The 18,223-nt window shown below is 46.4% G+C and carries 15 protein-coding genes; 2 read left to right on the forward strand and 13 right to left on the reverse strand.

Going from position 1 to position 18,223, the window contains the following annotated elements; translation table 11 throughout:
- Nucleotides 1–8 precede the first annotated feature (8 nt).
- The 11 genes from DCMF_RS11290 to DCMF_RS11345 all read right to left on the reverse strand — a co-directional run bounded on the left by DCMF_RS11290 (nt 9) and on the right by DCMF_RS11345 (nt 13,051).
- A complete protein-coding gene (locus tag DCMF_RS11290; protein ID WP_148134526.1) occupies nt 9–995 on the reverse strand; it encodes an ABC transporter ATP-binding protein in 987 nt (328 codons plus the stop codon).
- A gap of 29 nt (nt 996–1,024) precedes the next feature.
- Nucleotides 1,025–1,984 (reverse strand): ABC transporter ATP-binding protein, encoded by a 960-nt coding sequence (locus DCMF_RS11295; protein WP_148134527.1) that lies wholly within the window; start codon nt 1,982–1,984, stop codon nt 1,025–1,027.
- Nucleotides 1,985–1,988: 4 nt separating this feature from the next.
- Complete coding sequence (locus DCMF_RS11300) at nt 1,989–2,876, reverse strand: ABC transporter permease (RefSeq protein ID WP_214659275.1); 888 nt, start codon at nt 2,874–2,876, stop codon at nt 1,989–1,991.
- 18 nt (nt 2,877–2,894) lie between these two features.
- The gene (locus DCMF_RS11305; protein WP_148134528.1) at nt 2,895–3,866 is read right to left on the reverse strand and encodes an ABC transporter permease; all 972 of its coding nucleotides are present in this window, start codon (nt 3,864–3,866) and stop codon (nt 2,895–2,897) included.
- Nucleotides 3,867–3,929: 63 nt separating this feature from the next.
- Nucleotides 3,930–5,711: an ABC transporter substrate-binding protein gene (locus DCMF_RS11310; protein WP_148134529.1), complete on the reverse strand. Its 1,782-nt coding sequence runs from the start codon at nt 5,709–5,711 to the stop codon at nt 3,930–3,932.
- A gap of 197 nt (nt 5,712–5,908) precedes the next feature.
- The gene (locus tag DCMF_RS11315; RefSeq protein ID WP_214659276.1) at nt 5,909–7,165 is read right to left on the reverse strand and encodes an amidohydrolase family protein; all 1,257 of its coding nucleotides are present in this window, start codon (nt 7,163–7,165) and stop codon (nt 5,909–5,911) included.
- A gap of 378 nt (nt 7,166–7,543) precedes the next feature.
- Entirely contained in the window at nt 7,544–9,778 is a 2,235-nt protein-coding gene (locus DCMF_RS11320) for an RCC1-like domain-containing protein (RefSeq protein WP_214659277.1), read from the reverse strand.
- A gap of 506 nt (nt 9,779–10,284) precedes the next feature.
- Nucleotides 10,285–10,860, reverse strand: coding sequence for a hypothetical protein (locus DCMF_RS11330; RefSeq protein ID WP_214659278.1), 576 nt, complete (start codon nt 10,858–10,860; stop codon nt 10,285–10,287).
- Between the two features lie 141 nt (nt 10,861–11,001).
- The gene (locus DCMF_RS11335; protein WP_148134533.1) at nt 11,002–11,322 is read right to left on the reverse strand and encodes a hypothetical protein; all 321 of its coding nucleotides are present in this window, start codon (nt 11,320–11,322) and stop codon (nt 11,002–11,004) included.
- Between the two features lie 14 nt (nt 11,323–11,336).
- A complete protein-coding gene (locus DCMF_RS11340) occupies nt 11,337–12,122 on the reverse strand; it encodes a hypothetical protein (protein WP_236860247.1) in 786 nt (261 codons plus the stop codon).
- Between the two features lie 152 nt (nt 12,123–12,274).
- On the reverse strand, nt 12,275–13,051 hold the full coding sequence (locus DCMF_RS11345; RefSeq protein WP_148134534.1) for an RHS repeat-associated core domain-containing protein: 777 nt from the start codon (nt 13,049–13,051) through the stop codon (nt 12,275–12,277).
- Between the two features lie 86 nt (nt 13,052–13,137).
- On the opposite strand from DCMF_RS11345, the gene DCMF_RS11350 reads away from it, so the two are divergent.
- Together DCMF_RS11350 and ltrA are read left to right on the forward strand one after the other, a co-directional pair.
- Nucleotides 13,138–14,259 carry an IS110 family RNA-guided transposase gene (locus DCMF_RS11350; RefSeq protein WP_148134535.1) on the forward strand — a complete coding sequence of 374 codons (1,122 nt, stop codon included), beginning with the start codon at nt 13,138–13,140 and terminating at the stop codon, nt 14,257–14,259.
- Between the two features lie 1,103 nt (nt 14,260–15,362).
- A complete protein-coding gene (gene ltrA / locus DCMF_RS11355; RefSeq protein WP_214659279.1) occupies nt 15,363–17,228 on the forward strand; it encodes a group II intron reverse transcriptase/maturase in 1,866 nt (621 codons plus the stop codon).
- A 307-nt stretch (nt 17,229–17,535) separates the two neighbouring features.
- Here the strand turns inward: ltrA and DCMF_RS29200 are convergent, their stop codons facing one another.
- On the reverse strand, nt 17,536–17,745 hold the full coding sequence (locus DCMF_RS29200; protein ID WP_214659280.1) for a hypothetical protein: 210 nt from the start codon (nt 17,743–17,745) through the stop codon (nt 17,536–17,538).
- 120 nt (nt 17,746–17,865) lie between these two features.
- Nucleotides 17,866–18,201, reverse strand: coding sequence for an IS66 family transposase (locus DCMF_RS30475; protein WP_148134536.1), 336 nt, complete (start codon nt 18,199–18,201; stop codon nt 17,866–17,868).
- Nucleotides 18,202–18,223: the final 22 nt, after the last annotated feature.

Here is an 18,223-nt window from a genome sequence, read left to right on the forward strand (position 1 = left end):
TGCTTGCATCATTCCACCTCAGGACAGGCCACCCAGTGGCCGGAACTCATTTCCCGAAATTCCGGTATTATGTCCCGGCAAGAGGGTTTTGCCACCGGGCAGCGGGGATGGAACCGGCACCCGGGCGGCATGTTGATGGGATCCGGCGTTTCTCCCTGCAACAGCTTGGCGTTTTGGATCACTTTCCGTTTCGGCACGGGAATCACCGAGACCAGGGCTTTGGTATAGGGATGCAGGGGAGATTTGATGATTTCATCCGCCGTGCCCAATTCTACCATCTTGCCCAGATACATGACGCCGATGCGGTCTGCCACCAGCCAGGCTAAAGATAATTCATGGGTAATAAAAAGATAGCTGATTTGGCGATTTTCCCGCAGGCTGAGCATCAGCTTCACCACGCCGGCACTGATGGAAAGGTCCAGCATGGACACAGGCTCGTCGGCCACCACCAGCTTGGGATTGAGCACCAGGGTACTGGCAATGGCCACCCGCTGCCGCTGCCCCCCGCTCAATTCGTGGGGATAGCGGTAGTAAAACATGCGGGGATCGTCTAGGCCGGCATCCACCAGGGCTTGATCCACAATCTCTTCCTGCTCCTGGATCCGGTGGGTAATGCCGTTCACTTTCAGGGGCTCCGCTACAATGTGGAAAACCGTCTGGCGGGGATTTAAGGATTCAAAAGGATCCTGCAAAATAATTTGGGCATCCCGGCGAAATTTTCTTAACCTTTCCCGCTTAAAATCCCGCACCTCCTCGCCCAGGAAATTGACGCTTCCTGCCGTGGGCTCTACCAGGCGTAAAATCCCTTTTCCCGTCGTGGTTTTTCCGCTGCCCGATTCGCCTGCCAGGCCTAAAATCTCTCCCGGCGCCAGGTCAAAACTGATGCCGTCCACAGCCCGCACCGCTTTTGGCGGTTTCCCCGTCAGGGTGTTCCATAAACTGGTCCGGGTCGCAAAATGGACCTCCAAATCACGCACACGCAAAAGTTTTTCCATGATTCTTTCCCCCACTTATCTAGTTTCACCTATCGGACGACGAGAGGACATGCGCTGTAATGGCCTCCCCCTACGGGCAGAAGCTCCGGCTTTTCCTGGCTGCACACCGGCCTGGCGCAGCTGCACCGGGGATGGAACCGGCACCCGGCAGGAGGATTTAATAAATTAGGCGGGCTGCCCGGAATGGATGCGGTCAATTGCCGATCCCCGTATATATTGGGGAAGGCGTTAATCAAGGCCCGGGTATAGGGATGGGCCGGATGCTCAAAAACTATGTCCGTCGGACCATATTCCATGATTTTGCCCGCATACATCACCGCTACTTTTTCACAGATTTCCACCACCACGGAAAGATCGTGGGTAATCAAAATCATGCCCATCTCCTTTTCCCGGCGCAGCCGCTCCAAAAGCTGGAGGATCTGGGATTTTACCATTACATCCAGGCCGGTGGTGGGTTCATCGCCGATGACGATTTTGGGATTACAGGCGATACCCATGGCAATCATCACGCGCTGGCGCATGCCCCCGCTGAACTCGTGGGGATACTGGCGCACCCTTTTGCCGTCTATTTCCACGCTTTCCAGCAGCATTTTGGCCCGCTTCCAGGCTTGCTGTTCCGGAATTTTTTCATGGATGCGGATGGCCTCCACAATTTGGTCGCCCACGGTACGCACCGGATTCAGGGCATTCATGGCGCCCTGAAAGATCAAAGCCATCTCCTTCCAGCGCACTTTTTTCATTTCCTCTTCACTGAACCGGGAGATATCCCGCCCGTCCAGCAGCACCTGCCCATTGATGATCCTGCCGTTATCAGGCAGCAGCTTCATTAAGGAAAGGGCCATGCTGCTTTTGCCGCAGGCCGACTCCCCCACCAAACCCATGCCTTCCCCTTTTTCCACAGTAAAAGAGACCTGGTCACAAGGATTGAGGAAGCCGTCTTTCAAGCGATACTGGGTCGTGATGTTTTGCACTTCAAGTAAAGCAGCCATTTCCCTACCTCCTTCTCAGCCGGGGATTGAAAAGTTCGTCTAACGCATAACCTACGTAAGTGAAGGACAAAACCACCAGCACCACACAGAGGCCGGGGGGCACCAGCCACCACCAAGCGCCCAGGGTCGTGGCCCCTGTGGCAAAAGCGTAATGCAGCATCATGCCCCAACTGGCCCGGGTAGGGTCGCCCATGCCTAAAAAGCTCAGGGTGGTTTCGGAAATAATAGCTACCGCCGCCACCAGGACGGTATTGGCAAAAATTAAAGGAAACACATTGGGCAAAATATGGGTAGTCATAATATGCACGTCCCCGGAACCAATGGCCCGCGCCCTTTCCACATAGGGACGCTCTTTGCAGCTTAAGGTTTGGGACCGGATGATGCGGGCCGTCCCGGCCCAGCTGGTAATGCCGATGACAAAAATAATGGTCCAGATATTGGAGCCCAACATGGCCGCCAGGACCAGCATTAAGGGAAGCCAGGGAATGACCAGAAAGATGTCGGTAATCCTCATCAACACCGCATCGATCCTTTTTCCGTAATAGCCGGCGGTAATGCCGGTCACGGCTCCGATCAGCATGGACATTAAAGTGGCCGTTACGCCCACCAGCATGGAAACCCGGGCCCCTTGAATCAATTCGAAAAAAACATCCTTGCCCATATCGTCGGTACCCAGCCAGTGGGCCCCGCTGGGAGGCAAGAGGAGCTGATCCAGTTCCGCTACTTTTCCGGAAGAGGAAATCAGGATCGGGCCAAATACCGCCAATAAAGCAAAAACCGCCAGCACCGTCAACCCGATCACACCCATGGTATTTTGCCGGTAATCCTGCCAAAAGGCGTGCAGATTCTTTTTCCAAAGCGCCCTGGAAGCTTGATCATTGATCAGTGACAAGATTCTGTCCCCCCCACCCTATAATTTAACGCGCGGATCAAGATAGGTATAAAGAATATCCGCGCAGAAGTTCGCCAGGATCACACCGGTGGTGACAAAAAGAAACAAGCCCTGGAGCAGGGGATAATCCCTGGCCATTAGAGCCGTATACATCAACCGTCCCAGCCCCGGCCAGGAAAACACCGTTTCCACTTGAATGGCCCCGGCCACAATAAAGCCCAGATTGATGGCGATCAGCGTCACCAAAGGAAGCATGGCATTGGGAATGGCATGCTTCATGAGCAAATCAAGGCGGGAAACGCCTTTCGCCCGGGCGGTCAGCATATAATCTTCCGTAAACACTTCGATTAAGGAATTGCGCATAATGATGGCATATTCCCCCACCATAGCAACGCCGAAGGTAAAGATGGGCAGGAAAAGATATTTGCTCGAAGCCGTAATCTGCTCCCAGAAGCTGGCGTATACCGCTCCGGGGGCACTCATGCCTCCTGTGGGAAAGGCTTTTAAGTAGACGCAGAAAAACATAATGGCCAGAATGGAAAACCAGAAGGAAGGCATGGAATAAAGAAATAAGGACATGCCCAAACCGACCACATCGATTTTGCTCCCTCTTTTCCAGGCGGAAATCACGCCCACCAGAATGCCCAGAACGATGGCCAGCAAAGTGGCCAGCCCTACTAAAACCAGGGTGGCGGGCAGCCTGTCCATAATAATGTCCAGTACCGGCTGGCGGTAATTGAAGGAGTCGCCCAGATTTCCCGTGAACAAATCCCGGATATAATAGAAAAATTGCATGAGAATGGGCTGGTCCAAACCAAACTGATGCCTGATCTGGGCTAATGCTTCCGGGGCCATTTTGGGATTCCGCACTAATATCCGGATGGGATCCCCCGGCATAATGCGGAACAAAAAGAAATTAAAGACCACCACGACAAAAATGGTGACGATGGACTGGGACAGTTTTTTCAAAAGGTATTTACGCTTATCCAAAGCATGTGTCCACCTCTCTTTAAGCGGCAGGGGGCAAAATTGCCCCCTGCTCCCCTTCAGTTTTTAGATTTCCCGGTTTTTCTTCCGCCTCATCGTCACGGCAATCCCTGCGGCGGCAATAATCAAAATTACAATCCACAGCCAGGATGAACTCTTCCCGGAGCCGGCGGCACCGGTCTCTTCCTGGGCCGGTTCCTGGGTTTGCGCGAGCGGTTTGATATTTTCATAGGTGGCCATACTGTGGGTCATGATCACAGTGCCGTTCTCCGGGGTGCGCACCCAGCCCTCGAAGCGGTCTGTCCGGTAGGCCTCCAGTTCCGGCCCGTAGGCAAGGATAATATAGGGACAATCGTCATAGATCATTTTCTGCATTTCATGGATAATGGCCTGCCGTTTATTCTTATCCATTTCCCGGTTTTGCTCCACGAAAAGTTCGTCGTACTTGGGGTTGGAATAGAAAGAATCGTTCCAGGACATGATTTGGCCCGTGGTCATAATTTTGAGAATGGAGGTGGGATCCACATCCATAAAATAGGTCCAGATGTACATGTCAAAATCACCGTTGTCATAGAGCCGGTCCGTTAATGTGCCGGAATCCACCACATCAATGCGGATATTGATGCCAATCTGTTTTAGCCAGTCCGCAATAATTCTGCCCATCTTTTGCTGTTCCGCAGACTCACTCCTCAAGGTTAAACGGAAATCCAGGGGTTTTCCCTCCGCCGATTCCCGGATGCCGTCCCCGTCCCCATCCTTGTAGCCGGCATCGTTCAGGATCTTCTTCGCCTTTTCCAAATCGAAGGTGTGCATCTCTTCCGCGGTAGGTTCATAATGCCAGAATTTAAACATGGGCGGCACCAGCGTGGTGCCTACCTCTCCTAAACCGGAGGTCACCGCATCAATTAAATATTTCCGGTCAATGGCGTATGACATGGCTTTGCGAATATTTTTATCCCGTAACAAGGGGTTCGCTTTGGACTTGGGGTCAGCCCAGTGATTGATCACCATTTCCGTAAAACCGGCGGATTCCGAATAAAGTGTTTGAATATTGGGCTGTCCCTCTAAGGATTTATAGGGTACCGCCGACATTTTGGTGAGAAGATCCACTTCTCCTAATTTCAAGGCTTCCGCCGCCGTGCTCTCATTGCCATATAAGATAAAAATCACTTCATCGATATGGGGGGCGCCCTTGAAATACTCCTTATTAGCCGCCATTCTGGTATATTCGCCCTTTTTATATTCCACTACTTGAAAAGCGCCCGTGCCGACAGGCTGGTCATTGGCAAAGGTAGAGCTTGCTTCAGCCGGGTCGATCTTTTCCCAAATATGTTTGGGCAGGATGGGCACCCAAATCTGAGGCATCCAGGAAAAAGGCTGCTCCAAAGTGATGACCACCGTATGTTCATCCGGGGTCTGAATATTGGTCATTTTGGATACATAGTCGTAAAAGTAGCCGATTTGATTATCCCGGATGTATTCAAAGGTAAACTTGACGTCTGCCGACGTGAAAGGCTGGCCGTCCTGCCATTTCACTCCTTCCTGGAGATGAAAGGTCCATTCTTTGCCGTCTTCGCTCATGGTCCAATCCTTGGCCAGTTCCGGAATGGGGTTTAAGTTCTGGTCCCAGCTGATGAGCAGGTTATAATTGAGCCGCATAAATTCATAAGAAGAGGTCGAATAAGCCACTAAAGGATTTAAAGATTCCATCTCGTTGAAAATACCCACTCTTAAAACGCTTTTCTCTTCGCCTTCGGCCTGTGCTGCCCCCAGGGGCAAGATACTGCCGGCAAGAATGATCGCCGCCACAAGGATCGCTTTGAGAGGTGCCAATCGGAGTTTCCCCATCTTCTTTCCCCCTTAAATTATTTAATAATCTTAATAATTTCGAGATATCTCTTTTTCTCCCTCCGGTAATTTCTTTACTTTTTCGGTGTTTTTTTTGGCCTTTTCCTCTATTTATGCACCGTATTGAAGGCTGTGCCCAAAAAAACATGCAGAGAACGAAAAAATTGATCCCTGCATCCTTCGTGTTTTTGCTCACTTCAGCTGTGAAAAAGAAACCTTTCCGGGTTGATGGAACAAAAATCGTGTTTTTCCGGTGCGGAAAAAAAGGGCGTGTTTTTAAAAATTCCCAGGTAACTGTTGTAAGAATCGGCCCACAGCAAATTGATCATAAAATCGGAACCAAAAAGAATGCGCTCTCTTAGCCGGTCCCGCAGGGATGGGTTGGCCCGGCAGAGAAGCTCCCTTAAGGAGCGATAATAGCGGTCGTTAAAGCCGCGGCAGGAAAAATCTCCATAGACATGCTCATATCCTTCCATCAGGGCAAATATCTCCTGCCCCCATTCCCGCTTTCTGCCCTGGTTTCCCAAATGGCCAAAATTGATTTTCAGGCCGGGAAATCTCTTCAACACTTTCTTCCACCGGGCCGGGGAGGTAAACTCATCGGCACTTGTGCGGTCTACAATCCGGTATCCTCCGTTGCTGCAGTGGGTGGTAAGGGGGATGTGTTTTACCGTGCAGTATTCATAGAGCAATTCCACCTTTTTCCGTTCCTCTTTTTGCTCCGGCCAGGGATCAAATCCTAAGGGGGGATATACCTTGATGCCGGAGAAAAAGTTGCTGCCCAGCTCTTCGATATCGCCGTTAAATTTCCCTAAATTCTCCGCTAAGTCTTCCGGCGTCCCCCGGTACCCGGAAAAATACTTCTCCAGCATCGTGCCGATTTTGCTTAAATCATAATTGGCTGTGTTGATGCCCAGAAAGGGATAGATCTCAAAAACCCTCCCCCCGGTCTCTCCGGCCGGATAATAATTCCGGATGCCGTTAAAGAGATCCAGAACCTGCTCCACAATGGGTTTTTGCACCGGTATGGAATTATAGGCTAAAGCAGGATCAGTCATATTTTTGTAACCAAAATCCATCATTAAAGGCGTTAAAATGATTTTGTCATAATGAAAATTCTCTATTGTGAATCGGCCATCCTCCCACAGCTGCTGCCGCAGGCCTTTTTCCAATAAGCCAAAAACAGTGCCTGCATCGTGCTCCATCACCACCAAAAGATTCTTCACCCGGTCTATCAGCCGGGATACGCCCACTTTATCCAGTATCTTTGCCAGCAATTTGGGGTTCAGAGAATGGAAAAGCAGGTATGAAACGATCACAATATTGGCGGCAAGAAATATTTTCAATTTCTGATCGCTGATCGTTGATTCAAAGCGGCGCAGAAAGGCAAGGAAATTGGGATGGCTTAAATTCATCACATGACAGTGCACATCGTAAAACTTGTTCCCCTCCACAGAATCCCTCCCCTGTATTTTCATAATATGTCTTTATGCAGGTCTGGAGAGGTTTATGCCAGGGGAGGGCTGAGGCGCACAAAAAAAAGGAACCTGCCTGGTCCCTAGACTAATAAATCTAATATTGGAAAAAGAATCTGACGCCTTCTATTTATTATAGGTTTCACAAGAAGAAAATTAAATTATGTGCATATAACTGTGGCGCACGGTAGTTGGCAGTGAACAAAATTCCGGCTATGGGGTTATTTATCTTGGATACTCCCTCTCCCGCTGATGGTACGTGGTGACTCGATATCCCCTTGTTAGAGGGAGTATCCATTTTCCGGTCAAATTATACTCTCCTATGTTCAAAAAGGATCCCTGGTCGCTTTTCCCTGTTTAATTAATTACCTGGTTGCTAACAAAATTTCCGTTGTTATCATAATTGAATTTTATTACCGACTCTTTTTTCTTAAACAGATACTGAAGCCTTCCTTTTGTATCATATTGATATACCGTATAATCTACGAACAAACCAACTACTTGCCCCGGTACGGTTCGATAAGTGATCCGCTCGCCGTCTCCAAGCTCACAAGTGCAATTGTAACCCCAAGAAAATACATCACCGTCATTGGCTAATGCTATGTTAAAAGCTGCTTTCGTTGAGGCACTTATTATTTCTGTATCCGTATAAGCTTTGACCGGGGCTTTCCTTGTTACTGACGACCCGTCTCCTAATTGATAGTAGTTGTTCCTTCCCCAAGCCCACACGGTTCCGTCACTCTTTAGGGCTAAACTGTGACTGCTTCCCCCAGATATTGAGATAATTCCGGTAAGGCCGGGTACTGCCACTGCAGTCTTTCGGGTTGTGGTCGTCCCATCTCCAATTTGGCCATATGTGTTATAGCCCCAGGCTTTTAATGAGCCATCATTTACTAAAGCAAGGTTATGGTTATCCCCTGCAGAAACTTTTGTGATTCCGGTTAATCCTGATACTTGAACGGGGGTGGTTCTCTGTGTTGTTGTCCCATCTCCCAGCTGGCCATATGCGTTATAGCCCCAGGCCCACACGGTCCCGTCACTTTTTAAAGCAATGCTGTGCCCACTACCGCCGGATAGGGCCGTCACACCGCTTAATCCGGATACCTGTATAGGCGTGCTTTGATTGGTTGTGGTGCCATCACCCAATTGTCCCCGGTTATTATATCCCCAGGCCCATACGGTGCCATCATTTTTTAGTGCCAAACTATGATATGTTCCGGAAGCGATGGCGATAATTCCGTCTAATCCCAGCACTTGAACCGGTGCGGTTCTGGTTGAAGTCGTACCATCGCCCAACTGCCCATAGGTATTATAGCCCCAGGTCCATACCGTACCATCACTTTTTAAGGCCATGCTATGGCTGGTGCCACATGCTATTTCTATTACTCCCCCGGTTAATCCCGATACCTGAACGGGAGTATTCTTCGTGGTTGTGGTACCATTCCCCAGTTGACCGTATGAATTTGCTCCCCAAGACCAAACGGTCCCGTCGTTTTTTATGGCAACGCCGTGATTCCCTCCGGCACTAATTGCAATCACGTTGTTAATTTTTTTAACTGAATCCGGGATGCTTTTTTGAGTAAAGATGCCATCCCCAATCTGACCATATGCATTATAGCCCCAAGCACGGACAGTCCCGTCATTTTTTACAGTCAAATTGTGATAGGTACCTGCAGCAATGTCCGTCAAACCGCTCAGACCTGAAACTTGTTTGGGGCTTGTTCGTGTTGTGGTTGTCCCATCTCCGACTTGGCCATAGTTATTATATCCCCACGCCCAGACAGTGCCGTCGCTCTTTAACGCCAGGCTGTGCCTGGTGCCGCCCTCTATGTTTGTTATTCCGCTTAAGCCGGATACTTGAACCGGTGTAGTTCTGTCCGTCTTGGTTGTATCCCCCAGCTGCCCGTAATAGTTATAGCCCCAAGCATATACTGTTCCGTCATTCTTAATGGCGAGACTGTGACTTGTTCCCCCGGCCACTTTTGTGATACCGGTTAATCCTGCCACCTGGACCGGCGTGGATTGATTGGTTGTGGTACCGTCTCCCAATTGACCATAATTGTTATATCCCCAGGTCCAGGCTGTGCCGTCATTCTTGGCCACTAAGCTGTGATTATCCCCGCAGGCGATCCCAACTATTCCGCTTAACCCAGATACCTGAACCGGCGTAGGTCTATTCGTCGTTGTCCCGTCCCCGATCTGACCATATGCGTTGTATCCCCACGCCCAGACAGTGCCGTCGCTCTTCAGCGCCAAATTATAATGACTTCCGCAAGCGATTGCAATTACCCCCGTTAAGCTGGTAATCTGAACAGGACTGCTTTTATCAGTGGTAGTGCCGTCTCCTAATTGGCCGTAGTTGTTATATCCCCAGGCCCAAACGGTACCGTCACTTTTTAGGGCTAAACTATGATAGGTTCCGCTGGCAATTGCCGTAACCCCGCTTAATCCTAATACTTGCACGGAAGTGCTTCTGTTGATAGTCGTACCATCACCAAGCTGACCATAGGTATTCAACCCCCAACTCCAAACGGTTCCATCATCCGCCAAAGCAAGCGAATGACCGCTTCCCCCAGCCACTTTCTGGCACAAAAGGAAATCACCTGATGCAAGGACAGGTAAAGAAAAATTGGCACTGCCGACTACAAAAATTCCCAAAAGAAAGATGATAATAATTTTTGGTATTTTCTTTGTTTTTAAGTGTTTTACCCCCCTTATATTCCATCAAAAAATTTTTGTTTTAATCAGTGCCTTTAGTGTTAAAAATATCAACGGAGTTATGCGGGCTTGCAGGCATAACTTTGCTAAAAAAGTGGCCTTTTCAGTGGTCTCACTCGGTCGTCCTTGAATGAATTCGCACACAGCTTGAAGGTTCTTTTGCTTCCCTCTATTCTATTAAACAATGAATACCAGGCTCTGTAAAATGTCCGCAAAGCAGCAGAACCGTCCCCGCGCCCGCGCTTTTCAGGAGATCATAGGTGCACGTGATCCCTTGGGGGGTTTGCGTCAGGCTCCTTCCATAGGGCAGGGTCATCTCCGCCCGGTTGCCGGCAGCGTCAAAGGCGAGGTGATGACGATTCCGCTCTGTGTCCTAATTCTCACCACGTTCTTTTATAAAGTGGGTTGTTATTTTCATCTTTTGTTAATATATAGCCCATACATTCTAACGTTTTGTCTTCCTCTCTTCTGCTTAAAAATTTATTAACAAAATCTGCAAAATCGTTGTTTTGGTCTAATATTTTTTGAAAAGATAACTTATTTTTTTTAGAAACATCATAAAATAAAGGCATTACAAGCAAAATTTCTCTTTGGTCTAAAACTCTTAAAATCATCCCTAAAGCAAATAAACCATTTGTAAAATATCTTTGCTCTGAAAACCGAAGCGAGTATGTTGCCATATTTATTGCAAAATATAAAAGTGACCAAGCAATATCAGTTGAAATGTCATTACCTACTAACTTCTTGTCTTCTTTTGAAAGATTTGCGTAGTTTTCAATAACTCTATTTAATTCTATGTCCATTCTCATTATAGAACTAGGGATACCCTTTTCCCAATATTCACCACTTATCTTAGTTTCTTCCAATATAACCTCAATTTCTTTTACAATATTCATAATGTCCTCCATTTCTATTTCAAAATTATCTGGATGTATGAAATAATCACCTCTTTGCACATATCCTGCCTCTTTCAACATCCTAATTTCTCGAGGACACTAGGGGACAGGTCCCTCGTTTTATAAATCTTTTACTTGCACACAAGGAACCTGTCCCCCCGTGTGTTTCATCAGCCAAAACTGTGTGACCTTTCTTTTTTGTTATACTATTGAGCCAATTATTACGAACTGTAATTTATCGAATATAGTATCAAATTGGTTGAATTGGTGGGTAAGGTTATCTGGAATATAAGCAATATTCATGTTTTTGTCACTTACATCCTTATTTCTATACATTGCTACAACATAACTTACTTTAGCCCCATTATGCACAAATGGAACATTATTTTTGATAAGATATGCTTCCCCGGAATTAGAATTAGTATATTCGCATACAACTCCAGAGAATTTATTATCTCCTTCAGGAGATGTAAAATTCCAAGGTTCTGCTACAATTAATTTAACTTGTTGATTTATTTGCATTTTGAACCCTCCAATTATTTCATTTTCTGATAATTAACTATATTTACTTGCACAGGGTCATTAGAAAAATATTCTCTTCCTCCACCTGAACCACCATATGCAGGCTTTACAGTATTACCGCCAGTTGTATTTGGATTATTACTTATCTTAAATTCTACAATATACTCAGGTTCGTTAGGTAAGGATAGTCGATTTTGTGCATTGCTAGCATTTTTATAGTAGGAATCAGTAAAGTAAGTTGGCCCTTCCCTTCCGCCTCTCAGATAACCTGTTTCTTGAACTGCTTTTAATTCCGATTCAGTCATTACCCTGTATAACGGCTTGCTATTTAATTTGCTAATATCAATAGCAGTGTTAGTCGTTCCCTCTGCATTAGATTTTACACCACCAGCACCAATATATATACCTACTTCAATTCCGCCTTCAAGGAGTTTTTCTGTATTAAATATTCTATTGGTTTCATTCTGAAGTTTTTGTGAGTAATTAGGGTCACTTTCTTGTCCACTTAAATTTTTCTTCGCTAAACTTTGAGCCCATTCATATGTTTGCAAATCAGATTTTTCTTGCCTTGCTTCTTGGTCTTCCCGTGACTCTCTCATAAAATCATTCAGAGCTACAAATGGCTTTGCAATATATCCACCAATAGTCTTTAGAAGTCCAGGGTCTTCAGCAGGAGCATTACCCGTCTCCTCAGAGTAACCACTCATTGCCCAGTTATCTTCAGGTCCCCTTGTACTGCCAATTTTACCCGTCCCCTGGTTTTTTATATCCCCAGTATTTTTTTGGTCCAAATTTGGCAATGTATTTGTGGCATTTTCTGTTTTAGCCGGAATATTGATTATTTGACCTACCTGTATTTTTGTGGGATCCTTGATATCTTTATTTACTTTTAAAATATCTGCAACACTTACATCAAATTTCTTGCCTATTTTCGTTAAGTTGTCTCCGCTTTTTACGAGATATTTTTGTGATTTTTCATTTTTTCTCTTTCTTCTTTCGCCTTTCGCTCTGCTTCTTTCTTTTTTCTTTCAATCTCTGCTTCTCTATTATGCTGATTACGACTGGTGTCCTTTTTGGGTTTAACCTCTTTCTTTGGTGTAGGTCTTTCAATATGTCCGGTCGGGTCTGTGTACATTAAGGGTTCGTTATGACAATAGGTATACAGATTTAAGCTCAACGGGTCATTCAGATTGCCTCTGTATGTGTCTTCTGAGATGAATCTTGCTGTTACCGGATCATAATATCTAGACATGAGGTAGTAGTATCCGGTCTCCTGATCATGCTGGTAGCCCGCATATTTGAAGGGGTTGTTGATGGTTCCCGTGCTCTCGAGGATGTTCCCGAATGCATCATAGTAGTAGGTAGCTAAAATGGTTCCTGCGGAATTGATTAAAGCCGTGACATCCCCATGTCCGTTGTACATGTAGTAGGCTGTGATTCCGGATACGTTCCTGGAGATAAGACTGGTGCCCCAAATGTTCTTTGCTGTCTGGTTCCCGGCATTGTCCAGTTCGAGTAGGATCTGGTCTCCTTCATATAAGTATTTCGCCGCCTGACCATTTATTTCCTTTTTTACCCGGATCCCTTCGCCGTTATAGGTGTTGTTGAGGGTTGTCCCGTCCGGCATGCTGGTGGTGAGGAGCTGGTTCAGCCTGTCATAGGTGCTGTTGGTTATTTTCGTCGTTTGGGGCACGCCGTTGAGGTAAGGTGTTTGAAGATGTCGAGACATAATGGAAGGGCCAGCCACTCGAATAGCGAAACGTAGGTTATACTAAGCAGTACAGAGCTACAAGCTAAAGGAGGAGCTAGCCTAGTATGAAGTATACCACATTTGTAGGACTTGATGTACACAAAGACACTATCGCAGTAGCAATTGCCAAGGACGGACGAGAAGCAGCGGAATCCCTGGGGACGATAATTAACAGAACAGAAGCCATAGCTAAACTGGTACGCAAGTTAGGTCCCGCGAAGAACCTGTATTTTTGTTACGAAGCAGGCCCATGTGGTTACGGGATATACCGTCAGCTTACAGTGGCAGGGGCAACCTGTATGGTAGCGGCGCCGTCCCTGATACCAAGAAAACCAGGTGAAAGGGTAAAAACCGACCGACGAGATGCCAAAAAATTAGCACAATTATTACGTAGCGGAGAATTAACCCCTGTCTGGGTACCGGATGAAAAGCAAGAGGCTCAGCGTGACCTGTTACGGGCTCGAGAAGACACACAAGAAGATATCGTTCGAAAGCGAAATCAAATTAGCAAATTTCTTTTACGCTTAGAAAAAAGACCTCCGCATGGCGTAAAGGCCTGGACGATCAAGTATTGGCAATGGTTGAATGGTTTGGATTTCAACCAGGCAGCTCAAGGGATTGTACTTAAAGAATACATTCATGCCTTGGAAGAAGCGGAAGCAAGGAAAAAGCGCTTGGAAGAAGAGATTACCGAGCTGGTCAAATATAGTGAACAAGCTCCAGTCATGGCAGCGTTTCAGGCTTTGCGTGGAGTGGGTCTGATTACCGCTGCTACCGTAGTAGCTGAAGCAGGTGACTTAAACAGGTTTGATTCGCCGAAACAATTAATGTCCTATGTGGGACTAGTTCCCAGTGAAACCTCCAGTGCAGGCAGCCGGCATCAAGGAAGAATAACTAAATCAGGTAATGCGCATATCCGACGGGTAATAGTAGAGTCGGCATGGCACTACCGACGTCAGCCAGCAATCGGCGCAGAACTAAAGAAGCGACAAGAAGGACAATCAGAAGAAATAAAGGCCATATCTTGGCAGGCCCAACACCGGCTTAATTTAAAGTTTCGTCGTTTATCAGGCAGGGGTAAACCAAGTCAAACTGCGGCAGTTGCAGTTGCACGGGAGTTATTAGGTTTTATGTGGGCGATAGCCCAAGAAATAAGGCAAAAAAATAACCTTCAGAAAATTTCTTAATAAAGCACCAAGGGAATAAGAAATCAAATTCAAGGTGTAGTGGCCAGTAGGTAAGTTCGGCCACGGTAAGGAGAACCCCCGGCGTCCCCTATGTGCCAGAGTTTACTATCTGATGCACGATGTCAAGACCGGGGCAGCTCCCGACGTATCAAAGTCTTGTGTTATCCAATACACGTATATCAGGTTGAGCAACCGTCGATTAAGCCCAACTACCTATTGCCCCCTGCACCTTGGGGAAGGAGATGAGAACAACTAAAAAAGGTTTACCGCTTTTGTTCTCCACAAGGATAGCAATAAAGGATAAGGGGCAACTAAGTTACCCCTGCTATCCCTGGCAGAACCCCCTCTGGCGCTCGGGTTGCTCCTCAGCATTGCCTTATGTGCGCGTTGTTCCAGGTTAACCTGACCAGAAATGGTCAATAAAACCCTGGCAGAATGTGTTTAACATATCTGAACTCTGTAACCGAATTGGCAGGGGTAGTTCCTGCTACGGTCTGAATGCTAGCAGACCCGTCCCTGAAGCTTCGACGTGCACCTCCGGTTTACCACGAAAGTGTACGAAGCTCGATAAAGTCGGCGAAAACCGAACCTGCGATGGTAAGGGAATGTAGTCGGGGGGCTATAAAATGGCCATGCCTATTCACCGAAAATCTCCGTATGTAAGGCTCGTAAAATGCGGGATACCAAAATGAAGGTATTCACCCCCCAGTGGGGTCCATGCCGCAGACGTAAAAATATAGGGTTTTTTGTCTGTCTCACTCCCGAAGAGGGATGGGGCCTTGCGTCCAACTAGCAAAGGATAAAAAGGCGACTGGCGGGCCAGAGGAGAAGGCTAAAGTCACAGTGTAAAGCTAGGTTACGGGGAACAACGGAACCACAGGAGGGAATGTTAAAGTTGGTAAAGGCTGATATCCCTAAGCGGTAAGAAATGACCGCATTACCTGTGGGGCAGCAGCCCGTAGTAGTCCGAGCGCGGGAAAGTCGCGTACATGGCGAAGGGGCATAGTCAATCATACTAAATAGGCAAGTCAACTGTCAGGGAAGGCGTGGACCATAACTGACTAAAGCCAGCAGGACCAATACTCCATACAAAGGAGGACTGCTTGGAGCAACAATCTGACTATCCAATCTTGAAGAACGAATGGGATCTACACAACTACCTAGACGAACTTTATGCCAAAGCAAGAATGGCCAAAGAACGTGGAGAGAAACCGAAATTTAAAGGTCTGCTGGAGATTATCTCATCCCCAATTACTATTCAGACCGCAGTTCACAACATCAAGTCTAACAGAGGTGCAGAAACACCTGGTTCTGACGATACTACAATAAGGGATTTTCTGGAGAAGCCATTTGGGGAAGTAATTCATGCCGTACAAGAAGGCCTAAAGAACTACCAACCCATTCCAATACGCAGGGTGCATATACCAAAACCAGGAAAACAGGAAACACGCCCTTTAGGTATTCCATCCATTTTCGATCGGGTAATTCAGGAGTGTATTCGCCTTGTTATCGAACCCATCTTAGAGGCACAGTTCTTTAACCACTCTTATGGGTTTAGGCCATACCGGGATGCTCACATGGCCCTGGAAAGGATAACAAACATCGTTCACCAAACTGGGTATCATTGGGTCATTGAAGGCGATATTTCAAAATTCTTTGACACCATTAGTCATACTAAGTTAATCAAACAACTTTGGCATCTTGGTATCCGGGATCGACGCATTCTTATGTTGATTAAACAAATGCTCAAAACGGGGATAATGAACGAAGTCAAAGTTAATCCGGAGGGCACTCAGCAGGGTGGAATTATCTCTCCACTGCTAGCTAATGCCTACCTAAATACCTTTGACGAGTACATCGCCAATGCTTGGGAGAATAAGAAAACGCGTCATCAATACGCATTTGCAAATGGCAGACTCAGAGCTCTAAGAAACCAAGGAACACTAAAACCGGCCTATCTAGTACGTTATTGCGATGATTGGGTTATCATTACTAACACAAAAAAGAATGCCGAAAGATGGAAGAACCATATACAGCAAAAGCTGAAAGACCAGCTTAAGCTTAAACTTTCGGAAGAAAAGACTAAACTTACTTGTGTTAAAAAGAGCCCTATTTCATTTCTAGGCTTCACGTATAAAGTAGTGCCGTCGGGCAAAGCCCGAAAAGGCTATGTGACGAAAACCCATCCTCACCCGGAGCGACTAAAGTGCAAGGTTGCAGAAATCCGCAAAGAAGTTAAGAAGATTTACAAACAACCCGATCGAGAGTTAATTTTTCAACAAATCCTAAAGGTAAACGCTATGACTAGGGGCATAATCAACTATTATCAGGCGGCAACCCATGTTTACCTAGACCTATGTAAACATGCGTGGGGGATTTTTCCTATTGCCTCTCGTGTAATCAAAAAATTAGGTGGCGGTATGGTTCCTGCCAATCAAGTTAGTAATTTACAAGATATACATCAGCAATATACAAAAAAGATTGCGGCAATTCAAGACGGTAATAGACTTATTGGAATTACTTCTCTCAGTTTCTGTAAATGGCAACAGATCAAGCTGAAAAATCGGAAAGAAACTCCTTACACTGTGGAAGGCCGAGAACTTTATTTAAAACGAACGGGGAAAAAGACAACTCTACCCCGTCAAGACGAAATACTTAGTTCCCACCTTCTAAGCAAGATCCACAATAAAGGTAGCCCCCCATATAACTTTGAATACTTCCTAAATCGTGGGTATACCTTCAATCGAGATAAAGGTAAATGCCGCATATGCGGCGAGTATCTAAGTGAAACTAATGTGGAATTTCACCATATTCAAACAAAGCTAACCCTCGACATGGTTAATCGAGTACCTAATCTTGTTAGTGTCTGCACAACTTGTCATGACCTAATTCATAGTAACTGCAATATTTCAAATCTACCTAAGTCAAAATCCCGTAAACTAACCAGGATGAGAGAAAAGTTGACATAAGCGAAAATAGTAGATTGATGGAAGGCCGGATGAGGTAAAAGTCTCACGTCCGGTCTGAAGCGGGGGAAAAGGGCCTTCCGAACGGCATTTAATCGATGAGCGAGGAAGTCCCTTACCTATCGCGATCCTCCAGATGGGTAAGAGCCAACTTTATTATATCCTAATTCTCCCTAGGTAACTCAATCGATGTGTAGTTACTTGGGATTGATAGACTATTTTTGTTTTTAAAACTTTGTTGAGGGGCTTGACAAGGCCCTTCCATATCAGGGGACGGGGTTATTGACACCTTGAGAACTTAAGGATGTTGTCAACTACTCCGTCCCCTCCACATTCCTTCGAAATTTATGGTGTTTTTGTTTCCGTCTTTTTGGGTCAGCAGCCGGTCCGCCAGGTCATAGGTGTTGGTTTGCACCGTCTGATTGTTGACTTTAACCATGAGGACACAGGGGAGGTCCCTCGTTTTATCATCTATTACTTGCACACAAGGAACCTGTCTCACTGTGTTCTTGTCAAGCAAAAGAACCGTCCCCGCGCTTTTCCCGCGCTTTCTTAGCCAGCGCACTCTGTAATTGTCAAATCCTAAGCACCTAAAGTAAACAAAACAAAAAAGCCCAACCCAAAGGTTGGACGTAGATTCTCAATTTTTAGTTTTGTAGCAGTTAGCCGGGAGCTCTTTCGACCAAGGAACAAATTTCTCAATCAGTTCTGGATGTTGGTTGAAATCGGTATTCGGCATTTGTTTCAATAAATAGACTAGATATTCATAAACTTTCAGGTCGTTAGCCAGCGCAGTCTGTACGATGCTGTATACTATGGAGCTGTCGTGCGCACCGCGGTCCGTTTTCATTGTGACCCAATTCTTCCGGCCAATTGTGAAGGGACGTATACTTCTCTCGACTAGATATCCTAATGTTAGGATATACAGCCTTATCCTGAGGATTAGAAAATCCTCAGGTTTGGGCGAAAGTCGCATAAAACATTGGTTTAAGCGCTAA

Source organism: Candidatus Formimonas warabiya (assembly GCF_002777255.1).
GTDB classification, from domain to species: domain Bacteria; phylum Bacillota; class Dehalobacteriia; order Dehalobacteriales; family Dehalobacteriaceae; genus Formimonas; species Formimonas warabiya.